Raw genomic sequence first — 21,400 nt, 5'->3', positions numbered from 1 at the left:
ATAGAGAAGAATATAATTTATATTTCACATTGTTTCGAATAATTTTATAAATATAGACTTTACGTGATAATATTGCAATATTTGATCTGAAATAATATCAAATCCATTTCAAAAGTTAAGGGAATGTACAGTGAATATTGATGTATACTAGGTTCAGAAAAATCAATGAAGCTGATTTCAAATTAAAATATGGTATTCGGACCTTGCGTGAAGTTGAAAAATATTCTGATCCCAGAACTCTGAACCTTGATATGCTGCCCAATAAAAAAACAGTAGAAATCCTGAGATCTCTACTGCTTCATATTGGAACTTTATGATGTCTTGTGCTTTTTTACAGGGTTTAAGTTCCGTATCGTTTATTTGAAGGCACCGGAATTATTTAAATTCCTACATTTCATTCATTATTCTTTAATCAGTTTGTGAACAGCGGATTCACCCTGCATGTCTTGTATTTTCACAAAATAAACACCTGTATTCAGTTTATTAATATCCAGAGTAATAGTGTTTTTTCCTGCGTCTGCTTTATGGGAGGAATTCATGGCTGTTTTTCCAAGCATATCTGTAATGGTAATGGCAATTGTGGTTTGAGATTTGCAGTCAGCTGTTAATGCAATATAATCTTTTGCGGGATTAGGCGTCATTGTTGAAAAAATACCGGCAGGAATCTCTTTAGGTATGGTAGGACTTGGAGGGGTTTTATCCATACCGAAATAGTCATTTTCTTTACTGTTCTTCAACATCTGTGCACCATTCCAGAAATAATGTTGCATGAATCCGTTATTTCCTCTGTAGAATAAAATGTTTCCAGGACCTTTGCCTATTGAACCTGCTACATTATGGGCATTGGGAGTCTGCAGGCTCGTTTCAATCCAGTCATGTACCCATGTATTATTACTGCCCAGATAATACAGGTGCATTTTTGCATCAATACCACGGTAGAAAATCTGGTTTCCTTCTCCGGCAGTAATGTCCCCATATACTTTAGCATCATTGTTACTCCCTAACCATTGGTGCTGCCAGGATGTATTGTTCCAGTAATATCTGTGCATATTATTATCTGTTCCACGGTAATAAATTGTATTATTATTGTCTTTATCAATACTTATTGCTCCTGCTGCATTTTGTATATTATAAAGAGGTGAAGCATTGCTTCCGGCTGGGTCTACATAGGTATGTACCCATGCGTTATTACCCCAGTAATACATTTGCAGCTTTCCGTCCCCGCCTCTGTAAAATATCTGGGCACCGTTGCCCACAACCACATCTCCTGCAATTTTAGTATTGTTATTGACAGATCCTGAAATGTCACCAGAATGCCATGCATTATTACTCCAATATAAAATATACAATTTATCATCAGTTCCCCGGTAATATACGCTATTGTTTTCGTCCAGAGCCAGACTGTGCGGAGCAGAATGAACAGAACCTCCTACTACACCATGCTGCCACGAATTATTCGCCCAGTACATTGTTTGTACATTACCATTCATACCGCGGTAAAAGACCTGGTTCCCCAAACCTACGGCAATATCACCGCCTACCAGGTTTGAATATGAATTATTAGGCTGAATAGTACCATGCTGCCAGCCGTTAGAAGTCCAGTAATACATCTGAACCTGACCGCTAAGAGCTCTGTAGAATATCTGGTTGCCTAATCCTACGTGTACACCATCGTAGTCGCCGCTTTGCATTTTTCTGCTGTTTAGATTGGTCGGGAATTTATGATGTCTCCAGCCGGCAGGAATAAGTCCTTGTATAGACATTTGATTGGTATTGCTGGGGTCTAAATGATCTCTAAGTCTTTGAGAAGCCCCTCCATAGTCCCAGGATACAGATAAACGGCCGAAATGAGAAATGTTATGGGGAGGGCAGACATATATGGGTTTCGGTTCGGAAAAAATACCATTGGTATATCCGTTAATTTTGGTTGCTGTTGTATGGCCTACGATTCTTCCATTCTGATTAAACAATGGAGACCCTGATGAACCTCCTTCTATAGTACCACTATCAGGCCATGATTCCCACATTGTGCCAACTTCAAATGTTCTAAAAATGTTTTGGGATAGATTAATAGTTACGGGATTAGTGTTAGGTGCTATAATATCATTGTCTAGTGTTATTTTTTTAGGATTTCCTTTAGGGTGATGAATAACAGCACCTTTTTGGGGGTTATCTCCAGATCTGTCCCATCCAGGGAAGTAAGGTCTGTAAGAAGAGGGCATTCTGTCATTTAGCTGCAGAAGAAGCATATCGGCGTAATTATTGGAGCTTAACAGACTGGCTCCTGATATTTTGATGACATCATCATTCTTTCTGTAATCCCGGTTACTGCCATTACATTCTTCTTTTTCATGATTGAAATAAAAGACACTATTCTCCGGGCTGTTAAATAATCCGTAGCAATGCGTAGCAGAAAGGAAAAGAGATCGTCCGTTAAAGGCTGTATTATTAATCAGAGAACCTGAACAAAGCCCTTGCCCTCCTATAGTAACCAAAGCAACAGCTCTTTTATGCGTTTGCCATTCATTGCCAGCGCTGCAATTAATATCATTATGACATTTCAGAATTTTTCCGGGGGTTGCGGTTCCGCTTGCCAGCTCAAATACATCTAAGAAATCATGGGATACATTACCAATGGTAAAATAAGAATTGTTTTCCTGATAGCTGCTTCCTTTAATGACCAATTCTACAATAATACTGCTGCCAGGGATTAGTTCAGTGGGATATATACCACTTTCTGTGTTATACGTATGAGTTACAGGACCTACAACATAGCTCATATCCTCATTATAAAGGAAAAGACTGCTCTCCTCCGGAAGACGCATATTTTTAAATATAAGCATCATAGAATAGGCATCTTTTGAGGTGATTCTGTACCGCCATACATGCAGGTCATTTAGTTTTTCCCACTTCCCTGAATTCAATGTTGTGATATCAGTATCAAATCTTTTGGCAAAAAGTTCAGCTCCCGATTCCTGCTGATTATATTCCTCATAAGCTTCCGCTATACTGAAAGGAGGACATTCAAAAGTGCTTATATGATCACTTAATCCGTCATAAACTGTTGCGGTAGGATTAAGCAGAGCTTCCTGAGCCGATAGAGTATTACCCAAAAAGATGAATAGAACCAGGGCAATACTCTTATTAAAAAGAATAAGTTTTGTTTTCATATTTTAATTTTTAAGTAGTTAATACAGTATGTTGTGTTAAAAAAACAGACCTCAAACCGGGGAATGAGATCTGTTTTTTACTTCGGAATCTCCCATCCATTATTGGGAAGACCATTGTTAGGTGGAGTGTAATATGTACTGTTGATAGGATATGCCGGTGTTACAACCGGAGTAACTGATGGAGTATATCCAGAATTACCGGGGGGAATAATGCGACTATAGCTTGTAATAGAATTCATCAGGCTTTTTTTCAGAGTCTTTTCTGTCATTTTTTTCATAATTACATTTTTGTTGATTAGTATGACTAAAATAGAAAAGACTCCGATGGAAAAATATGTACAACTAATAAGTGCGACGGATGAGCAAGTAAGTGCGTCGGAAAATAAGATTAGTCCGTTTTTCCTATTTTGTAAAGGAAATCATTTTTTCTCCGGAATGAAACATCCAGTACGGAACAGTCGCTCATTACAACCTGTCCGCCCCGGCCTTTAATATATTCCTGCAGATGGTCGATATTAATAAGATGTTTGTGATGAATTCTGAAAAAATTATGATTCAGAAGTACCGCCTCAAATTCATGCAGGGTCTTAGATACCATGATTTTAATTTTATTGACGAGGTGAAAAGTTGTGTAGCTTGAATCAGCCTCACAGTGAACAATATCGGCAATATACACTATTTTAAAGCCTTGTAGGGTAGAGAGAATGATTTTATGATCCTGAAGCACCGTATTTTGGACAGGCTGCATTTTTCTGATATTGTCCAGAGCTTTATTCACAGCAATAATAAAATCAATTTTTTTAATAGGTTTCAGAAGATAATCCGTGGCTCCGTTTTTAATAGCCTGAATGGCAAAGTCTTCAAAAGCCGTAATGAAAATAATCTGAGATGAAATTTCTTTAAATTTAGATAACAGGTCAAAAGCAGTACCGTCACTCAGCCGGATGTCCAGAAATAAAATATCCGGTGAATTTTTGGTAAGGTATATGTAAGCCTCTTCCACACTGGAAGCCTCGAAGCTGATCTGGATTTCAGGGAATTCTTTTTTTAACAGCAGGGAGACATAATCTCTGCCATGCTGTTCGTCGTCAATGATGCAAACTTGTGTTTTCATAAGGTGTAATGTAAAGTTTTATCTGGGTGCCTTGTTTTCCGTATTTTTCGGAAAGATTAATGACCTCCAGGATGATATTAGTTTCAAAAAGCTGTTTAAAAGTCTGGATCCTTTTTTTTGATAATTTTAATCCGAATGAGTTTTCGCCGGCGGAAGATTCGTTTTTAGACTGAATTCCCCTGCCATTATCCTCAATCGTTATGCAGAGGGTAGAATCTGTATGGTCAAAAGATATTCTGATAAAGCCTTTTTGAGATCTTAAGCCGGAAACTCCGTGTTTTATGGCATTTTCTGCAAATGGCTGAATCAGCAGTGAAGGGATTGCCCAGTTTTTGTTTACGCTTTCAGATATATGAATTTCATAATCAAAAAGCTTATTTTGACGTAGCTTTTCCATATCCATATATAAAGAAAGATATTCCACCTCTTCCCATATAGGCATGAAGGTTTTTTCAGAATAATGAAGGGTTTTCCTGATCAGCTGAGAAAATATGTCCAGATAGTTTTCAGTTTCTTCATAATCTTCTTTAAACAGCAGATACTTAATGGAATTCAGGCAGTTGTAAATAAAGTGCGGATTGATCTGTGCTTTAATAGCCTGTAGTTCAAGCTCAGCTATTTTCTTCTCATGATAAAATTTTTCCAGCTTTTTATTGCGCTTTTTCTGCAGGTAGGAATTAATCAGAGCAGATAGGAGAATCAGGATGATGGCTGCCAGTAATAATTTAAACCACCAGGTCTGCCAGAACTCGGGCTTGATTTTAAAGGGCAGATCTGTAGAAGTATAAGACTGCTTTCCATTATAGCCTAACCCGAAAACCCGCAATACATATTCTCCCGGAGGAATGGAGCTGAATATCAGTTTTGGGGAATTACTTACCTGCCAGGTGTCATTGAGTCCTTCAATCTTATATTTATAGCTTATCTTTCCCTGGGAAGCATAATCAAGAAAACTGAGATTAAAAATAACCGTATTATTGGTATGGGCAGTCAGGGTTTCCTGTAAATTGTGATATTCATTATTTTCAATGGTTACAGAATTGATAATGACTTTTTTATGAATGAATTTCTCCTGGGCCAGTAATTTTTTTATCGGGAATATTCCCAATCCTTTGGACGTTCCGATAAAGATGGTATCGTTTTTTGTGACAGAACCGGCAACAGCATTAGATGGAAGGCCGTCAGTTTGGGTAAAGTTATTAATCCGGAGATTGTTCTTTGTTAATTCAATTCTGGAGATCCCGGAATTGGTGCTTGCCCAGAATGTATTTTCATTTTCTACCTCTATTCTCTTGACCTGGTCGTTAATCAGCCCGTTACTTTTCTCAATTTTTCTGATAATCCCTTTATCATTGAAAATAATAATCCCGTTGAGGTTGGTAGCCCCCAGGTAAGTATTCCTTTTTAATTTTTTGAGATCCGAAAAGTAATACCCTTTTAAAAATAAGGTCTTTTTTTTCGTTTTAATATTGAATTTATACAGGTCGCTGAAGTTGCCCACAAATAAGCTGTCTTGATCGTAAGGAAGAACCGTGTAGGTGCGCTCATTGAGATAGGTGGTAAGGGTTTCATTCTTTAAATTATAGACCATCAGGTGAGACGACGTACAGAAAAATACAGAATCCGGAGTATAAGGAACAATATTTTTTACAGTATAGATCAGCTGTTTATTGGTTTTTTTAGAAAGATTATGAATGATAACTTTATTTGAAATTCCAAAAATGGCGGTATTATGGTTGATGTAAACTGATCTGTTCTCATCCTTATTATTCCTGTCCAGCATAATATCATGTATTTTGCCGTTCCTGTCAATAACAGCGCCGTGAGAGCTGTTATATCCCAGGATAATTCTATTGTTATCTTTTGCGATAGCTTTAATATATTCGGAATTATTTTTTACTGATAAATTGACATGATTGGTAAAAAGAGATTTTGTGATAAAAAAAACACCGTTGTTTCTGGAATTGAACCATACATTATCATCCTTATCTACCAGAACATTATTGATAACATAATTGTCTAAGATTTTTACAGGAGGGGGCAGGTTTTTTTTATGTTCAAGCAAAGATTGGTTAAAGTAAAGAACCCCACCGTTTTGTAGATTGAGCCAAAGCTTGTTATTCTTATCAATAACACCATAGAAGATCTGTTCTTTTGTATCATAAGAAAATATTTTCCTGATATGAAACGGATCGGGCTGTTGGTAAATACTGATTTTTCCCTTATCATTAAAAACCAGAAAATTATCTTTCTCACAAACCAGATTTCCGCCGTCTGTTTTTATAATCCTTTTTTTTCTGCTGTTGAGATTGTACACCTGAATTTCAGCTTTTAGTGCATCATATAAATAGAGGTTCCGGGTTTGAAAATCAAACTTTACAGTTCCTAACGTCCTTTGAGAATAGTCTAAAGGAACGGGCATTCTTTTTACTTTTCCGTTTTCATAAATAAAAATATTCTGAGGATCACCATATTCATATAAGTAAAGTACGTTTCCGTTACGGGTGATTTTCGGCATGGAGTTTAAAAATTGATTTTTCACGTAATCATTGATATTCAGATCGAATACCTTTCCGTCTTTTAAATAAGCAAAGTCATTCAGAAAAGGGAGGATGAAAACCTCACCGTTGGGAAGGGGCTCACAGGAAATGATGTCAAGATTTTTTAATCCCTCTTTTTTTCCGTATTGTTTGAACTCTTTGCCGTCAAATCTGAATAATCCGTTATCACTCCCAATCCAGATAAAACCATCTTTATCCTGCCTTAAATGATAGGTATACGAACATTCTAAACCATCCTGTTCAGTATAGTTTACCATCCCCGGAATCTGTGCTGAAAGTAAAATCAGGACTGCCGGAAAAATAAAAAAAATGCAGAAAATAAATCTTTTTATCACGTGATGTTGAATAATAATGTAAATATATAATTTGATGAGTTAATAAGCACAAGATTTGGGGTTGAATATTCAAAAAATCAACTTGAAAAAATTCGGATAATTTTAGACAATTTCGTACTTTTGTATGTTTGCTGAAATCATATATGTCACAAGAAATAAATCCAACCTACTCAGAAGATAATATCAGAACCCTCGATTGGCAGGAACATATCCGTCTGCGTCCCGGAATGTATATCGGGAAACTGGGCGACGGCTCCTCCGCCGATGACGGTATTTATATCCTCCTGAAAGAAATTCTGGACAACTCTATTGATGAGTTCAGAATGAAAGCAGGGAAAAGAATTGAAATAAAACTGGATGACGGAAAAGTTACCATCCGAGACTTTGGCCGTGGAATTCCGTTGGGAAAGGTAGTAGATGCCGTTTCTAAAATGAATACGGGAGGGAAATACGACAGTAAAGCCTTCAAAAAATCTGTAGGTCTGAACGGGGTAGGTACCAAAGCCGTAAATGCACTTTCGGACTATTTCCGGGTACGATCTTTCCGTGACGGAAAAATGAAAATGGCTGAATTTTCCAGAGGTCTCATCAAAGAAAACTATGATGAAAAAGATACTTCGGACCGAAACGGAACCGAAATTTCTTTCATTCCCGACGGAGATATTTTCCTTCATTTCAAATACAGAAAAGAATATATCGAGAGAATGCTGCGCAATTATGCGTATCTGAACCCCGGGCTGAAAATTCTTTTCAACGGAGAAACCTATTACTCAGAGAACGGACTTAAAGACCTGCTTGAAGAAGAACTGGAAAGCGAAATTCTCTATCCTATCATTCATCTGAAAGATAATGATATAGAAGTGGCTATCACCCATTCTGATAAATCCCAGACAGAAACCTATTTTTCCTTCGTCAACGGACAGAATACCACACAGGGAGGTACACATCTTAATGCCTTCCGTGAAGCCTATGTAAAAACAATCCGTGAGTTTTTCAATAAAAGTTTTGATGCTTCAGATATCAGAAAATCCATTATTGCAGCGATCTCCATTAATGTAGAGGAACCCGTATTTGAATCGCAGACCAAAACAAAGCTGGGATCTAACGATATGGGACCGAACGGACCTACCGTAAGAACGTTTATCATTGATTTCCTGAAGAGCAAACTGGATAACTTCCTTCATAAAAACCCTGAAATAGCTGAAGCCATCCAGAGAAAGATCCTGATCTCCGAAAGAGAGAGAAAAGAACTTTCCGGAATTCAGAAGCTGGCAAGAGAAAGAGCCAAAAAAGTATCCCTTCATAACAAAAAGCTGAGAGACTGCAGACAGCATTATAACGATCAGAAGGCTGAAAGAAAAGGAGATACCCAGATCTTTATTACCGAGGGAGATTCTGCATCCGGATCCATCACAAAATCCCGGGATGTAGAAACACAGGCCGTGTTCTCCCTGAAAGGAAAGCCTCTGAACTGCTATGGCCTGACCAAAAAAGTGGTCTATGAAAATGAAGAGTTTAACCTGCTTCAGGCAGCTTTAAATATTGAAGAAAGCCTGGAAGACCTAAGATACAATCAGGTGATTATTGCAACCGATGCCGATGTAGACGGGATGCACATCCGCCTTCTGATGATTACCTTCTTCCTTCAGTTCTTCCCGGATCTGATCAAAAACGGGCACCTTTATATTCTGCAGACCCCGCTTTTCAGGGTAAGAAACAAAAAAGAAACAAGATACTGCTACTCAGAAACGGAAAGAATAAAAGCGTTGAACGAATTAGGCAGAAACCCTGAAATTACCCGATTCAAAGGGCTTGGTGAAATCTCGCCGGATGAATTTAAACATTTTATAGGAAAAGATATCCGTCTGGAACCTGTAGTGGTTGGTAAAGATCAGACTATAGAGCAGCTGCTGGAATTCTATATGGGAAAAAATACACCGGACAGACAGGTATTTATCCTTGAAAATCTGGTTGTAGAAGATCCTGACATTGATAAAAAAGAAATTTTAGACGAAGCAGCCATCAGCTAACGCTGACAACCTAAGACACCAAACACCAAAATATATAAAATGAGACTAAGCAACCGCAACAAAGCATCTGTTTATAATTTTGTAAACACATTGCTGCTGATGATGGTCGTATTTGGAATCACTGCATTTTTATTGAATGAATACAGATTTCAGGCTGTAGGAAAGGTAAGCTATCTTCTGCTGATCGTTCCCATTGTAATCCTGATAATATTTTATCTTAACGGAAGGCAGATTTTTGAATATGACAGCGACGGCGAAGCACTGAACTTTAAAAACAGAAATATCGTTCCTTTTTTGGATAAGCCTCTTCATGATGAGTTTCCAAAATATAAACTGATAGAATATGAGATCGTAAGTATCTTCTTCCTTAGAAGGTTATATGTAAAGATCACCAGTAAAAACAGCGGTTCTACCATGCTTAAGTATGATATTTCATATTTAACCAGAAAAGAAGTAAACGATTTAAAACTCTCTCTGAATAAAGTAGTAAAAACGAATAAAGAGAAAAACGATTAAAATAACAGATGACGACAGAAGAATTCTCCCATGAGGGCGAGAGCTTAAAGAAAGTCTCGGGACTTTATAAAGACTGGTTTCTGGATTATGCTTCCTATGTAATCCTGGATAGAGCCATCCCTTCAGTATATGACGGTCTGAAGCCCGTACAGAGAAGGATCATGCACTCTATGCGGGAACTGGAAGACGGACGCTACAATAAAGTGGCCAATATTGTAGGAAATACCATGAAATATCACCCTCACGGTGATGCCTCCATTACTGATGCCATGGTGCAGATCGGGCAGAAAGAACTCCTGATTGATACCCAGGGAAACTGGGGGAATATCTATACCGGAGATTCTGCAGCAGCAGCCAGGTATATTGAAGCAAGATTAACCCCCTTCGCTCTGGAAGTGGTCTTTAACCCTAAAACAACCGAATGGGCAAAATCTTATGACGGAAGAAATAACGAACCAATCGATCTTCCTGTAAAGTTCCCGCTGCTTCTGGCACAGGGAGTAGAAGGAATTGGAGTAGGGCTTTCCACAAAGATTCTTCCGCATAATTTCAATGAGCTGATTACAGCATCCGTAGCGTACCTGAAAGGAAAGAAATTTGAACTGTTTCCTGACTTTCTTACAGCGGGATACCTGGATGTTTCAGAATATAATGATGGTCACAGAGGCGGAAAGGTAAGAGCCAGAGCCAGAATTACCCAGACAGATAAGCATACCCTCGTTATTTCCGAGCTGCCGTTTTCCAAAACGACAAGCGACCTGATTGATTCTATCCTGAAAGCCAATGAAAAAGGAAAAATCAAGATCAAAAAGATCGAAGACAATACCTCAGATACAGTTGAGATTCTTATTCATCTTCATAACGATGTTTCACCGGATAAAACAATTGATGCACTGTATGCATTTACAGACTGCCAGGTAACGATTTCTCCGAATGCCTGCGTGATTGTTGGGGATAAGCCTATGTTCCTGAATGTTTCAGAGATCCTGAAAATGAACACGGACCACACCGTTTCACTTCTTAAAAAAGAGCTGGAAATAGAACTTCATGAGCTTCAGGAAAGCTGGCATTTCTCTTCCCTGGAAAGAATTTTCATAGAAAACAGAATTTACCACGATATTGAAGAAGTAAAAAGCTGGGAAGAAGTACTGAAAACCATTGATGAAGGGTTGAAACCTCATACCAGGCACCTGTTGAGGGCAGTAACAGAAGAAGATATTGTAAAATTAACTGAAATCAGGATCAAGAGGATTTCAAGATTCGATTTAGATAAATTCAAAGAGAATATAGCGGCTCTGGAAGGTAAAATAGAACAGGTGAAATTCAATCTTGGTAATCTGACAGCCTATGCCATTGACTATTATCTGAATATTCAGAAGAAATACGGAAAAGACAGGCAAAGAAAAACCGAACTCAGAATCTTTGATACCATTGATGCGACAAAAGTAGCCGTAGCCAATGAGAAATTCTATGCCAACTTTGAAGAAGGCTTTATCGGCACATCTCTTCGAAAAGACCAATACCTGTTCGATTGTTCAGATATTGATGATATCATTACTTTCAGAAAGGACGGAAGCATGAAGGTGGTAAAAGTGGAAGCCAAAACCTTTATCGGAAAAGATATTCTGCATGTTGCCGTATGGAAGAAAAATGATAAACGTACAGTGTACAACATGATTTACCGCGAAGGAAAAGAAGGCCCGTATTATATGAAACGTTTCTTCGTTACTGCGGTAACACGAAATACGGATTATCCGCTGGCCTCTGATAAAAAAGGTTCGGAAGTGCTGTATTTCTCAGCAAATCCTAACGGTGAAGCAGAAACAGTGACTGTATTGCTGAAGCCCAACCCGAGAATCCGAAAAAATAAAATGGAAATTGATTTCTCTGATCTTGCTATCAAAGGAAGAGATTCTAAAGGAAACCTGGTGACGAAATACTCTGTGAAGAAGGTTGATATGAAAGAAGAAGGGGTTTCTACACTGGCTCCGCGTAGAATCTGGTTTGATGATACCGTGAGAAGACTGAATGCTGATGGAAGAGGTACCCTATTGGGAAGCTTCAAAGGGGATGACAGAATTCTTACCATCAATACAAACGGCGAAGTAAAACTGGTCTCTTTTGATTTAGGAAACCGTTTTGATGATGAATACCTGGTTTTAGAAAAATGGAGACCGCAGCAGCCGGTAACCTGCATCTATTATGATGGTGAAAAGGATATTTATTTTATCAAGAGGTTCCTGCTGGAAAATACAACCAATGTGCAGACCTTTATGCCGTCTGAACACTCCAAATCGTTTATTGAGAATGTAATTGTAGCAGACGGAGCTTCAGCAGAGATTATTTTTGCCAAAGACAAAGGTAAAGAGCGTGATCCCGAGACCATTAATATTGATGAGTTTATTGCAGTAAAAGGAATAAAAGCCATAGGCAACCAGTTTACGAAATTTAAAGTAAAAGCCATTAATATTACCATTCCTGAACCTCCTGAAGAAGAACCTGAAGTGTACGAAGAGCCTGAAACCGGAGACGGGATTGTGGATGAAGACGGAGGCGTTATTGGAGACTTATTCCACGACGGTGAATCTGAAAATTAAGAATTAAAAAATTATGAGTATACCAGTTATGGTCATTATTGCCGCAACCTGTCTGTTCAGCTACAGGGGCTTTAATGATGTTGCTTTATTTGAAAAATATAAATTCAATGTAGCTGCAATTGAAAGCCGTAAAGAATATATAAGACTGATCAGTTCAGCATTTCTGCATGCAGATTTTATGCACCTGTTCTTCAATATGCTTTCCCTGTATTTCTTTCAGGGTGCCGTAACGCTTTTTTTTGGAGATATAGGCTTTCTGATCATTTATTTCGGTTCTATGATCCTGGGAAATTTGTTCAGCCTGTTGATCTATAAAAATCAGCCTTGGTATTCAGCTATCGGAGCGTCCGGAGCTGTTTCCGGAATTATTTTTGCCGCAATAGCAATGGCCCCGAAGGTCATTGAGGTAAACTTCCTTCCGGGTTGGATATTCGGGACTCTGTATTTCGGATATTCCGTTTACATGATGCTGAATCCTAAGCAATGGGACAATCTGGGCCATGCCGCCCACCTCGGAGGAGCATTTTTTGGACTTGTATACGCCGTGGCAATACATCCGCAGCAGGCTGAGAAAAATATCCTTTATCTGGGAGCCATGTCGCTTCCGTTGATTTATCTGGCTTATCAGATTTTTGTAAGGAAAAAAATAAGATAAAAAGCTATCTTTGATTTAAAATATCAAAACCAATGAGCACATCAGAATTAAACAGTTTTATCGTTGTCTTAATCTATGGCTCATTGGTTTTGCTGTCTCTGCTGAAGCTATCCAACCCGTTAAAAGTAAACCGTAAAGCCAATTTCTGGTTCGGATTATTTCTTTTTCTGTGGTCAAGTTTCTGGCTTGATGAAGTGCTGACTTTAGTGAAAGGCGCTCCGGTGGAAATTCACTCCATATTTGCGGTTCAGATCATACAGTTTCTGACACCGATTATGTTTTACTTCAGCGTCCTGTTTTTTACCAATCCTTCTTTTAAATTTAAAATAACAGATCTTAAATATTTTATTCTGCCTGTTATTTTTCTTATTAATCTTCTTTTGCCAAGATTAGGCGTTGATAACAGCTCTTTTTTCCGTTTTGTTTTTATTGGACTGATCCTCTTTCAGGCATTATTTTATACCGGTCTGTCCTATGTTACCATCAGAAAGCACCAGAAAAGAATACAGCAGTTCTCTGCAAATACAGAAGGCATTAACCTGAACTGGCTGGAATATATCATACTGGTCATTTTCCTGATCAATATTATTTATGTGGTGTATAATCTGTCTTACAATTCCAATTCTCTGAATTTCTTTATTAACGGAGTCTTTTTGTTGGTTATTTATTTTGTAGGCTATTACTCCCTGAAGCAGAAAGAGATTTATCCCGTGGAAGAAAAACAGCGTGAAGAATTTATATCGATAAGCAGTGATTCTGATGCTGAGGAGGTTAAACGGAAACTGATTCCCGATGAAGAACTGATGAAGATTAAAGAACTGCTTGAAGAGCTGATGAATAAGCAGAAACCTTATCTGGACAGTGAACTGAACCTGATTAAGCTTTCCGAACTCCTCTCCGTATCCACTCATCATCTTTCCTATGTAATCAATACCGGATTTGGAAAAAACTTTTTTCAGTACGTGAACGAATACCGTATTGAGTATGCTAAAAAACTTCTGAAAGAAACAGACAGCAAACTGTCGATTTTAGGCATCGCTTACGAATCAGGTTTCAATTCCAAAACTTCCTTTAATACCACCTTTAAAAAGCTGACCCATCAGACACCTTCCGAATATAAAAATGGTTCGGATTTATAAAGTTTTACGTTCTTGTTTGTTTAATGTATTGATTTTCATGTGTTTGAATTTGTTGTATTTTGTGCTTTAAAATAGGTTCATTCAGATAATCCTGAACATTTCAGCATAGATTCCGGGATAGCTTTGTACCATAAATTTTGTGTTATGGATACCAAAGAATCATATGCAGTGGTTACTGGAGCAAGCCAGGGGCTGGGAAAAGCATTTGCTGAAAATCTGGCAAAGAATAAGATCAATATTATTCTGGTAAGTCTGCCCGGGCAGCATTTAAAAGACCTATCCGAAGAACTGGAAGAAACTTACCGGATAAAGACTCATTATTATGAAACAGATCTTTCTGTGAATGAAAATGTCATGAAGCTGACAGACTGGCTGAATGCCTCTTTCGAGATCCATATCCTGATCAATAACGCGGGACTGGGAGGAACCAAGAAATTTGTTGAGGCAACACCGGATTATATCAATACCATTCTTCAGGTTAACGTTGCTGCAACTTCCCTGATTACGCATCAGCTGCTTCCTAATCTTTTAAAACAGCCCAAAGCTTACATTTTAAATGTATCCAGTATGGCGGCTTTCTCTCCGATTGGCTTTAAAACCGTATATCCGGCCTCAAAAACCTTCATCCATTCCTTTTCCAGAGGGCTGCATGAAGAACTTAAAGATACCAATGTCTGTGTAAGTGTTGTGAATCCAGGAGCAATGAAAACCAATACCGACGTATGCCGGAGAATTGAAAAACAAGGGTTTTTAGGCAGACTTACCTTGCTGGATCCTGATAAGGTGGCTGCTTATTGTATCCGACAGTTATTTAAAAAAGATTCCGTCATTATGGTTAATCCTGTCAGCTGGCTGATGATGAAGATCCTTCCGATCTGGATCAAACTTCCCCTGATGACCAGTGCCATCAAAAAAGAAATTGAAGCATGAAAAAAGTTTTTGTAACCGGAGCCACAGGGCTTCTGGGGACCCATACCGTTATAAAATTATTAGAATATGGTTATTTTGTTATTGCTCTGGTGCGCAAGAAAAGCAGCTGGCTGGGTGAAGAAAATAAAAACCTCAGGCTTATAGAGGGGGATCTGTTTTCAGATATTTCGAGTGATTTGCAGGACGTTGATGCTGTAATTCATATAGCCGCGGAAACCGCTCAGGATCTGCTGTATTATGAAGAGTACAGAAAAGTGAATTATGAAGCATCGGCTCATCTGTTTTCTCAGGCGGATGCTGCCGGTGTAGCGAAGTTTTTGTTTGTAAGCACCGCCAATACCTTAGGCTATGGCAGCACAGAAGGGTTGGGCAATGAAGAAGCACCGCAGCGCTATCCCTTTACCCATTCATTCTATGCTAAAAGTAAGCTGGAGACAGAAAATTATCTTCTTCAGCAAAACAGGGAAACGAAGGTTATTATTGTGAATCCTACTTTTATGATCGGAGCTTATGATCATAAACCCAGTTCCGGAAGAATTATATTCTGGGCTCTGAATAAGAAAATGGTTTTCTATCCGAAAGGAGGTAAAAATTTTGTACACGCTGAAGATGCTGCCAACGGGATTATTAAAGCCCTTGAAAATGGAAGAAACGGCGAAAAATACCTGCTCGCCGGCGAAAATTTAAGCTATAGAGACTTTTTCAAAAAAGTCAATCAGGTTACCAACCGCAGCCCGGTAATGATTCCTATTCCGGACATAGGCCTCGCATTTCTGGGGTATCTGGGAGATGGCCTCCGAAAACTGAAGATTAAAACCAGTCTCAGCTCGCCCAATATGAAAGCATTGAGGATTAATAATTTCTACTCCAACAGAAAATCTGCTGAAGAATTGGGGGTTCGTTATCAGACTGTAGATCAGGCAGTAGAGGATGCGGTATGTTTCTTTGAAAAGAAAAATAAATGATTGAACAGAAATTTATTATCAGATCATTTAGAGCCCGTTTAAATTTCTAATTTAGTTTTTTATTAAGTCTTAATAATTGATGATCAATTTATAAATTGTTGTAAAAAATATAGGATGCTAGTGGAGTTTTTTTTAGTGCCCCTTAAGAGTACTCTGTTCATAGAATGTAATGCATGATCTAAGGTGAGCTCCGTAGGAGCGGCCTGATAATAATTTTGATTAATATGCTGCTCTGATAAAACTTTAATACAGACTAATTTAAAAACAATAATAACCTCAGTCCGGAATCAATGGAGTTGCCTCGATAAAGCTTTAGTTTCATCAGTCACTAAATACAATATCTTTTATTGAGTTTTGTTAACAGTTTTAAATTATTGATAATCAGATATGAAAAAGTTTTTGAATGAAATTTAAGCACGCTCCTGTTTAAGCTTTTCTATTAAAACTGTATATTTTCAATTTTAATCTGATCTGTTATATATTTTGGAAGCCTTTTTATAGCTTCTAGCAGTTTCATCGAATTGATCTTTCTTTCTCTTTTACTTTTGATGTGATAATTACAGTTTAAATAGAAAAAATAGGAAGCAACTCTATTGTAATCATCGAGATTTTTATCACCAATCATAGACAGCAGCTGTGAGAGAAACAGTTCCACATCTTTTGATTCTGCAACGGCTTTCCCTAATCTTGAAACATTTCCAAAATAATGATTGTTTACAGGATTTTCTATCCTGAATGCTGTTCCGAACAGAAGATCAGGAACGTTGATATTAAGGGTTTCCAGCTCTTTTATATAAGTTCCCCTTCTTGCTCTGGCATATCCGGAATCAGCGACCCTTTCAAAACGGTCATTCACAATATCAAGATGAGACCTAAGAAACATTTCCCAATTAGCGGTTTCTGCTGATAAAAGAGCCATGTATATTTCCTGTATCCTGGGTGAGTTATCCTGGCTGCATCCGCCAATTATTTCTACTGATCTCAGCTCATCCAGCAGTTTTTCCTTTTCCTGTTTTGAAAGCTTCCTCCAATCTCCTTCAGGCAGAGCCAATCCGAATCTTTCGCTTTTTGCATCCTCTTTGAATTTGGAAATAGAAGTGTCAATCAGACATTCGGAATAGATGATCTGCCGGGAGTATTTAGGGCCCAGAGGAATACTTTTGAAGTTTTCTGGAAAGAAAAAGCCATAAATCTCTTCACCTGAATATGATTTTTTATCTCTGTAGTTATATGCCCATTTATTTTTTGATGGTTTGCTATATAGTTCTTTTGTATAATCGAGCCTTATACTCATTGCATCATCATCATTAACAGGAATTTCCCTAATCTCAATAATATCTTTCCGGTCATGATCTTTTTCTTTTGATTTTATGATCAGGAGATCTGTTTTAATGATCGCCTCCGGATATTTTCTGATGAAATCTTCAATAGGGGTATTTCGATCCATATCTTTTTTTGCTTCCGATACATTTCCTGTCTTCATTTTTACAGAATAACCAACAGTTTGCATCTGGGAATAAAAAACCTTACTCAGATCACAGGTTTTATACTTTAAATTGAGCGAATCGACAACTTTTTCAAGCTTGGCCATCGCCTCTTCACTGTAGATCAGACCGTTTTTATATTGGGTAAATTCCTGTGCGGAGAAAAAGGAACAGAGAAGGATTCCGGATAATAAACTTATTTTTTTCAGCATTACAGATGGTTTAGTTTTCCCTATAACGGAAGGCTGAACAAATTATTTTCCGGATCAGGATTTTCTGTTATTCTGATAGTTTTTTCAGGGCATCTTCAAGGGTTTCCGCAAAGTTAATATGCTTGGTTTTGTTGCTTTCAAAAATGAAATCCCTGATACTTTTACTTTCATATGGGCTGAAATCTCCTACAATGGCAAGTCCCATGCGATAGTTGGAGAACTTTTGAAGGATTTCGCCCGCAATTCCGGTTTTAAGATCAAAAAAGTCAGGAGCGATATTCTTTTCATAGATAATAACCTTGTCAAAACCCTGATAATAGAGGTCTCCGAGAAGATCCAGACCGTCTTCAGCCGAGCTGATGATCATTTCATCTGCAATTATTTCTGCAATTTTTACAGAACGGATTGAATGGTCAATGATTTTCATGATGCAGTATTTTTATTTTATTCCGAAAATAAAACGGTCATTGTCTGACAGGTCTTTGATGAGTTGAGCTTCAGAGAAATATTGATACAGTTCTAAAGTTTCAGGACCTAATTTCTGATTGATTTCCAAAAATAAAAGTCCGCGGTCTTTTAAATATTTTTTAGAATCCTCCGCAATTTTCCTGTAAAAAATCAAAGCATCCGGAACAGGGGAGAAGAGGGCCATTTTGGGCTCAAATTCCTTAACAGAAGCGGCAATTTCAATTTCTTCTTCCATTCCGATATACGGAGGGTTGGAAATAATAATATCGTAGCTTTCTTCAAGCTCAAAATTGAGATAGTCAGCATGAATAAAATTAATTTTCAGCAGATGATGTTCAGCATTTCTCCTGGCGGTCTGCAGGGCTTTTTCCGAGAAATCAACTGAAGAGATCTCTGCCTCCGGAAAATGCTTTTTTAAAACCAGAGGAATAATACCGCTTCCGGTTCCTATATCCAGGATTTTTACCTTCTGAAGCTTTAAATGTTGGATGTTACGGATGGCTATTTCAAGCAGCTCTTCCGTTTCAGGACGCGGGATCAGTACATTTTCATCCACAAAAAAAGTCATTCCGTAAAATTCCGTTTCGCCAAGGATCTGCTGATAAGGCTTTCCGGTTTTTAGCTCCTGTATAACGTTTATAAGCCGTTCCTCATCAGCCTTAAGAAGCTCCTGATCAGAAAATCTTCTTTGATGAAACGAATCAAAACCAACGGTTTTCTGAATAAAAATGGCGGCCAGAAAAGTACTTTCCGAATCAGTATACCATTCGGAAAGCTCATTGCTGAAATATTTTTTAAATGCTGATATTGTCATTTACCTTGTAAAAACCAGTTTAGTATCCGTAGACTTTTCTTCATCAATCAGGTAGCCTTCATAATTGAATGCTTTTACATCATCAAGGGTCTGGGCATTGGTTTCTGCACAGAATCTTACCACAAGTCCTCTGGCATGTTTGGTATAAACAACAATTGTTTTTAGTTTTCCATCTTTCAGCTCGTAGAAATCAAAATCAATGATTTTATGATTTAATTTTTTTCTGTCGATTACCTTACCGTATTCATTGCTGGCCAGCTGAAGGAGGATTTCTCCTTTCTTCATTTCAGAATTCAGCTGCTCTGTGATCTTCTCTCTCCAGAATTCGTACAGGTTTTTATACTGATCAAACTGAAAAGGACGGCCCATTTCCAGCCTGTAAAGCATTACTTTGTCTGATGGCTTCAGTAGTCCGTACAGGCCTGAAAGCATTCTGTAATTTTTCTGAAGATAGTCCACTGCTTTCTGATCCAGCGTTTTGGCATCAAGCCCTCTGTACACCTCCCCGGTGAATGCAAACATGGCGGGAGCAGATTCTTTAGCTGTTGGTTTAGCTTTCCATCTTTGATTTCTTTCCCAGTTTTCATCTGCCAGCTTGGGCGATATTTCCATCAGCTCGGAAAGATATTTCGGTGATTTTTCTTTTAAATAGGATTGTATAAATGCCGCATCTTCAATGAATTTAGGGGTAGTATATCTCAAAAGATTCGTTGAATTTTCAACGTTCATCAGTTTCGCCGGCGAAGTTATAATTTTCATAATGTTAAAATACAGATAAGTGTTTAAAATCAATAAAATTCATGAGCATCAGGGAAATAAAATCAATCATAAAATGGCAGATGATCAGAATTTTAATATTTGAATATTTTTTATAAAACAAAGCAAAAACGACTCCAATAAAGAAAGGTACAACCACCTGGCTTATTGTTCCGTAAGTGCTGTGAAGGATTCCGAATAAGACAGAAGAAACAATAACTCCTGAAACAGGACTGTTATAAATTTTCTCAATTCTGGGCTGTAAATATCCGCGCATAAGAAATTCCTCAACCGCTCCGGCCGTAAAGCATGTAAAAACAATTAACCAATAATCATCTTTAAAAACCACAGAAAGCTGGCGAAGCTTACCGCTGATTTCCTCATTCATTAAAAGCCGGACTATTGCATTCAGAAAAGCACCGCCGAAAGCACAGATAAAGTATAAACTGATGATGGCTTTGGCATAAAATGAAACGGAATATTTTTTTTCTTTCCAAAGAAGAAAAGGCCCTTTCTCTATAAAAAGACCGTAAAGAAATACAACTCCTAAGGTGATCCATATCGCGATCCTGCTGATGACAAAAACAGTTGCGGTAACACTTTTTGCACCTGTTACCATGCTGATAGCAGGGAAAATATAAAGCATCACTGCAGCCAGAAGCACAAAAGTAAGCAGAATTCCTACGGAATATTTTCCATTAAGCCCCATAGCTGTTAACTCCGAACTTTAAATCTTAAACTTTGAACCTTACGTTCTGAACTAAATAATCCCTTTTCCCTGACGGATAATTTCCGGTTCTCCGGAAGTAAGATCCACAATTGTAGAAGCAACATTATCCCCATATCCGGAATCAATAACAATATCTACAAGATGCCCGTATTTTTCTGCAATAAGTTCAGGATCGGTAGAATATTCAATAATTTCGTCATCATCTTTAATGGAAGTGGAAGCAATAGGATGCCCCAGTTTTTCCACGATAAGCTGTGGAATGGGGTGGTCGGGTACACGGATACCTATTGTTTTATGGTTTTTATAAGCCAGAGGGAGACTTTTATTGGCTTCAAGAATGAACGTAAAAGGTCCCGGAAGATGACTTTTAAGAAATCTGAAAACCGATGTTTCTACAGGTCTTGTAAAATCTGAAAGATGGCTGAGATCATTACAGATAATAGAGAATTTTGCTTTTTCCAGCTTGATTTTTTTCATCTGGGCCAGTTTTTCCATGGCTTTAATGTCAAAAATATTACAGCCCAAAGCATACACCGTATCGGATGGATAGATGATCAGCCCTCCATTATTAAGTGTTTTAATAACCTCATTCACAAGATTTTCCTGTGGATTGTCTGGATAGATTTTCAATATTTTTGCCATAGAACAAAGATACAAATAATAAAATAGTTTTTATAAAAGTCCTTTATTTAAAAGAAAAATTAGGATTTTAAAGAAAAAGTCGTACATTTGCAATCCAATATCGCGGGATGGAGCAGTAGGTAGCTCGTCGGGCTCATAACCCGAAGGTCATCGGTTCGAGTCCGGTTCCCGCTACTAAGACAGTGTTTTCGGTAAACACTCTAAAAAATACACCGCGGGATGGAGCAGTAGGTAGCTCGTCGGGCTCATAACCCGAAGGTCATCGGTTCGAGTCCGGTTCCC

General features: G+C 38.0%; 17 protein-coding genes and 1 tRNA gene. 8 read left to right on the top strand and 10 right to left on the bottom strand.

Annotated elements, in window-relative coordinates; all coding sequences use genetic code 11:
• Positions 1-401 precede the first annotated feature (401 nt).
• The 4 genes from AOB46_RS00095 to AOB46_RS00080 all read right to left on the bottom strand — a co-directional run bounded on the left by AOB46_RS00095 (position 402) and on the right by AOB46_RS00080 (position 7,102).
• Positions 402-3,170 carry a T9SS type A sorting domain-containing protein gene (locus AOB46_RS00095; RefSeq protein ID WP_062696023.1) on the bottom strand — a complete coding sequence of 923 codons (2,769 nt, stop codon included), beginning with the start codon at positions 3,168-3,170 and terminating at the stop codon, positions 402-404.
• 77 nt (positions 3,171-3,247) lie between these two features.
• Positions 3,248-3,448, bottom strand: a complete 201-nt coding sequence (locus AOB46_RS00090; RefSeq protein WP_062696022.1) for a hypothetical protein — start codon at positions 3,446-3,448, stop codon at positions 3,248-3,250.
• 110 nt (positions 3,449-3,558) lie between these two features.
• Positions 3,559-4,284, bottom strand: a complete 726-nt coding sequence (locus tag AOB46_RS00085; RefSeq protein WP_062696021.1) for a LytR/AlgR family response regulator transcription factor — start codon at positions 4,282-4,284, stop codon at positions 3,559-3,561.
• A complete protein-coding gene (locus AOB46_RS00080) occupies positions 4,259-7,102 on the bottom strand; it encodes a histidine kinase (RefSeq protein WP_131724284.1) in 2,844 nt (947 codons plus the stop codon). Before AOB46_RS00080 ends, AOB46_RS00085 begins: the two co-directional genes overlap by 26 nt.
• 221 nt (positions 7,103-7,323) lie before the next feature.
• On the opposite strand from AOB46_RS00080, the gene AOB46_RS00075 reads away from it, so the two are divergent.
• The 7 genes from AOB46_RS00075 to AOB46_RS00045 all read left to right on the top strand — a co-directional run bounded on the left by AOB46_RS00075 (position 7,324) and on the right by AOB46_RS00045 (position 16,012).
• On the top strand, positions 7,324-9,210 hold the full coding sequence (locus AOB46_RS00075) for a DNA topoisomerase IV subunit B (protein WP_062696019.1): 1,887 nt from the start codon (positions 7,324-7,326) through the stop codon (positions 9,208-9,210).
• A 39-nt stretch (positions 9,211-9,249) separates the two neighbouring features.
• A complete protein-coding gene (locus AOB46_RS00070) occupies positions 9,250-9,726 on the top strand; it encodes a hypothetical protein (RefSeq protein WP_062696018.1) in 477 nt (158 codons plus the stop codon).
• An 8-nt stretch (positions 9,727-9,734) separates the two neighbouring features.
• A complete protein-coding gene (locus AOB46_RS00065; RefSeq protein ID WP_062696017.1) occupies positions 9,735-12,323 on the top strand; it encodes a DNA gyrase/topoisomerase IV subunit A in 2,589 nt (862 codons plus the stop codon).
• 13 nt (positions 12,324-12,336) lie between these two features.
• Complete coding sequence (locus AOB46_RS00060; RefSeq protein WP_062696016.1) at positions 12,337-12,978, top strand: rhomboid family intramembrane serine protease; 642 nt, start codon at positions 12,337-12,339, stop codon at positions 12,976-12,978.
• Between the two features lie 32 nt (positions 12,979-13,010).
• A complete protein-coding gene (locus tag AOB46_RS00055; protein ID WP_062696015.1) occupies positions 13,011-14,117 on the top strand; it encodes a helix-turn-helix domain-containing protein in 1,107 nt (368 codons plus the stop codon).
• Positions 14,118-14,261: 144 nt separating this feature from the next.
• The gene (locus AOB46_RS00050) at positions 14,262-15,047 is read left to right on the top strand and encodes an SDR family NAD(P)-dependent oxidoreductase (RefSeq protein ID WP_062696014.1); all 786 of its coding nucleotides are present in this window, start codon (positions 14,262-14,264) and stop codon (positions 15,045-15,047) included.
• Positions 15,044-16,012, top strand: a complete 969-nt coding sequence (locus tag AOB46_RS00045) for an NAD-dependent epimerase/dehydratase family protein (protein WP_062696013.1) — start codon at positions 15,044-15,046, stop codon at positions 16,010-16,012. The genes AOB46_RS00050 and AOB46_RS00045 overlap by 4 nt, the downstream gene beginning before the upstream one ends.
• Positions 16,013-16,451: 439 nt before the next feature.
• Here the strand turns inward: AOB46_RS00045 and AOB46_RS00040 are convergent, their stop codons facing one another.
• From AOB46_RS00040 to AOB46_RS00015, 6 genes are all read right to left on the bottom strand, one after another.
• Positions 16,452-17,708 carry a hypothetical protein gene (locus AOB46_RS00040; protein WP_062696012.1) on the bottom strand — a complete coding sequence of 419 codons (1,257 nt, stop codon included), beginning with the start codon at positions 17,706-17,708 and terminating at the stop codon, positions 16,452-16,454.
• Positions 17,709-17,775: 67 nt separating this feature from the next.
• The gene (locus tag AOB46_RS00035; RefSeq protein WP_062696011.1) at positions 17,776-18,135 is read right to left on the bottom strand and encodes a DUF4180 domain-containing protein; all 360 of its coding nucleotides are present in this window, start codon (positions 18,133-18,135) and stop codon (positions 17,776-17,778) included.
• A 12-nt stretch (positions 18,136-18,147) separates the two neighbouring features.
• Positions 18,148-18,990 (bottom strand): peptide chain release factor N(5)-glutamine methyltransferase, encoded by an 843-nt coding sequence (prmC, locus tag AOB46_RS00030; RefSeq protein WP_062696010.1) that lies wholly within the window; start codon positions 18,988-18,990, stop codon positions 18,148-18,150.
• Positions 18,991-19,749 (bottom strand): peroxide stress protein YaaA, encoded by a 759-nt coding sequence (gene yaaA, locus AOB46_RS00025; protein ID WP_062696009.1) that lies wholly within the window; start codon positions 19,747-19,749, stop codon positions 18,991-18,993.
• A gap of 4 nt (positions 19,750-19,753) precedes the next feature.
• Positions 19,754-20,455 (bottom strand): CPBP family intramembrane glutamic endopeptidase, encoded by a 702-nt coding sequence (locus AOB46_RS00020; protein WP_062696008.1) that lies wholly within the window; start codon positions 20,453-20,455, stop codon positions 19,754-19,756.
• A 51-nt stretch (positions 20,456-20,506) separates the two neighbouring features.
• Positions 20,507-21,118, bottom strand: coding sequence for an L-threonylcarbamoyladenylate synthase (locus AOB46_RS00015; protein WP_062696007.1), 612 nt, complete (start codon positions 21,116-21,118; stop codon positions 20,507-20,509).
• A gap of 101 nt (positions 21,119-21,219) precedes the next feature.
• Here AOB46_RS00015 and AOB46_RS00010 point away from each other — a divergent pair.
• Positions 21,220-21,292 (top strand) — tRNA-Met (locus AOB46_RS00010).
• The last annotated feature ends 108 nt before the right edge of the window (positions 21,293-21,400 follow it).

Origin of the sequence: Chryseobacterium indologenes (assembly GCF_001295265.1) — a bacterium.
Classification (GTDB): Bacteria; Bacteroidota; Bacteroidia; order Flavobacteriales; family Weeksellaceae; genus Chryseobacterium; species Chryseobacterium indologenes_A.
Note: the sequence above shows the minus strand (reverse complement) of the source record. Positions and strands in the feature narration are given on the sequence as shown.

Excerpts from the sequence above, each read along its gene's own strand:
- AOB46_RS00050 (WP_062696014.1), top strand. The coding sequence starts at position 14,262 with ATGGATACCAAAGAATCATATGCAGTGGTTACTGGAGCAAGCCAGGGG.
- AOB46_RS00090 (WP_062696022.1), bottom strand. The coding sequence starts at position 3,448 with ATGAAAAAAATGACAGAAAAGACTCTGAAAAAAAGCCTGATGAATTCT.
- AOB46_RS00085 (WP_062696021.1), bottom strand. The coding sequence starts at position 4,284 with ATGAAAACACAAGTTTGCATCATTGACGACGAACAGCATGGCAGAGAT.
- AOB46_RS00055 (WP_062696015.1), top strand. The coding sequence starts at position 13,011 with ATGAGCACATCAGAATTAAACAGTTTTATCGTTGTCTTAATCTATGGC.
- AOB46_RS00015 (WP_062696007.1), bottom strand. The coding sequence starts at position 21,118 with ATGGCAAAAATATTGAAAATCTATCCAGACAATCCACAGGAAAATCTT.
- AOB46_RS00065 (WP_062696017.1), top strand. The coding sequence starts at position 9,735 with ATGACGACAGAAGAATTCTCCCATGAGGGCGAGAGCTTAAAGAAAGTC.
- AOB46_RS00045 (WP_062696013.1), top strand. The coding sequence starts at position 15,044 with ATGAAAAAAGTTTTTGTAACCGGAGCCACAGGGCTTCTGGGGACCCAT.
- AOB46_RS00040 (WP_062696012.1), bottom strand. The coding sequence starts at position 17,708 with ATGCTGAAAAAAATAAGTTTATTATCCGGAATCCTTCTCTGTTCCTTT.
- AOB46_RS00080 (WP_131724284.1), bottom strand. The coding sequence starts at position 7,102 with ATGGTAAACTATACTGAACAGGATGGTTTAGAATGTTCGTATACCTAT.
- AOB46_RS00020 (WP_062696008.1), bottom strand. The coding sequence starts at position 20,455 with ATGGGGCTTAATGGAAAATATTCCGTAGGAATTCTGCTTACTTTTGTG.
- AOB46_RS00070 (WP_062696018.1), top strand. The coding sequence starts at position 9,250 with ATGAGACTAAGCAACCGCAACAAAGCATCTGTTTATAATTTTGTAAAC.
- yaaA (WP_062696009.1), bottom strand. The coding sequence starts at position 19,749 with ATGAAAATTATAACTTCGCCGGCGAAACTGATGAACGTTGAAAATTCA.
- AOB46_RS00075 (WP_062696019.1), top strand. The coding sequence starts at position 7,324 with ATGTCACAAGAAATAAATCCAACCTACTCAGAAGATAATATCAGAACC.
- prmC (WP_062696010.1), bottom strand. The coding sequence starts at position 18,990 with ATGACAATATCAGCATTTAAAAAATATTTCAGCAATGAGCTTTCCGAA.
- AOB46_RS00095 (WP_062696023.1), bottom strand. The coding sequence starts at position 3,170 with ATGAAAACAAAACTTATTCTTTTTAATAAGAGTATTGCCCTGGTTCTA.
- AOB46_RS00035 (WP_062696011.1), bottom strand. The coding sequence starts at position 18,135 with ATGAAAATCATTGACCATTCAATCCGTTCTGTAAAAATTGCAGAAATA.
- AOB46_RS00060 (WP_062696016.1), top strand. The coding sequence starts at position 12,337 with ATGAGTATACCAGTTATGGTCATTATTGCCGCAACCTGTCTGTTCAGC.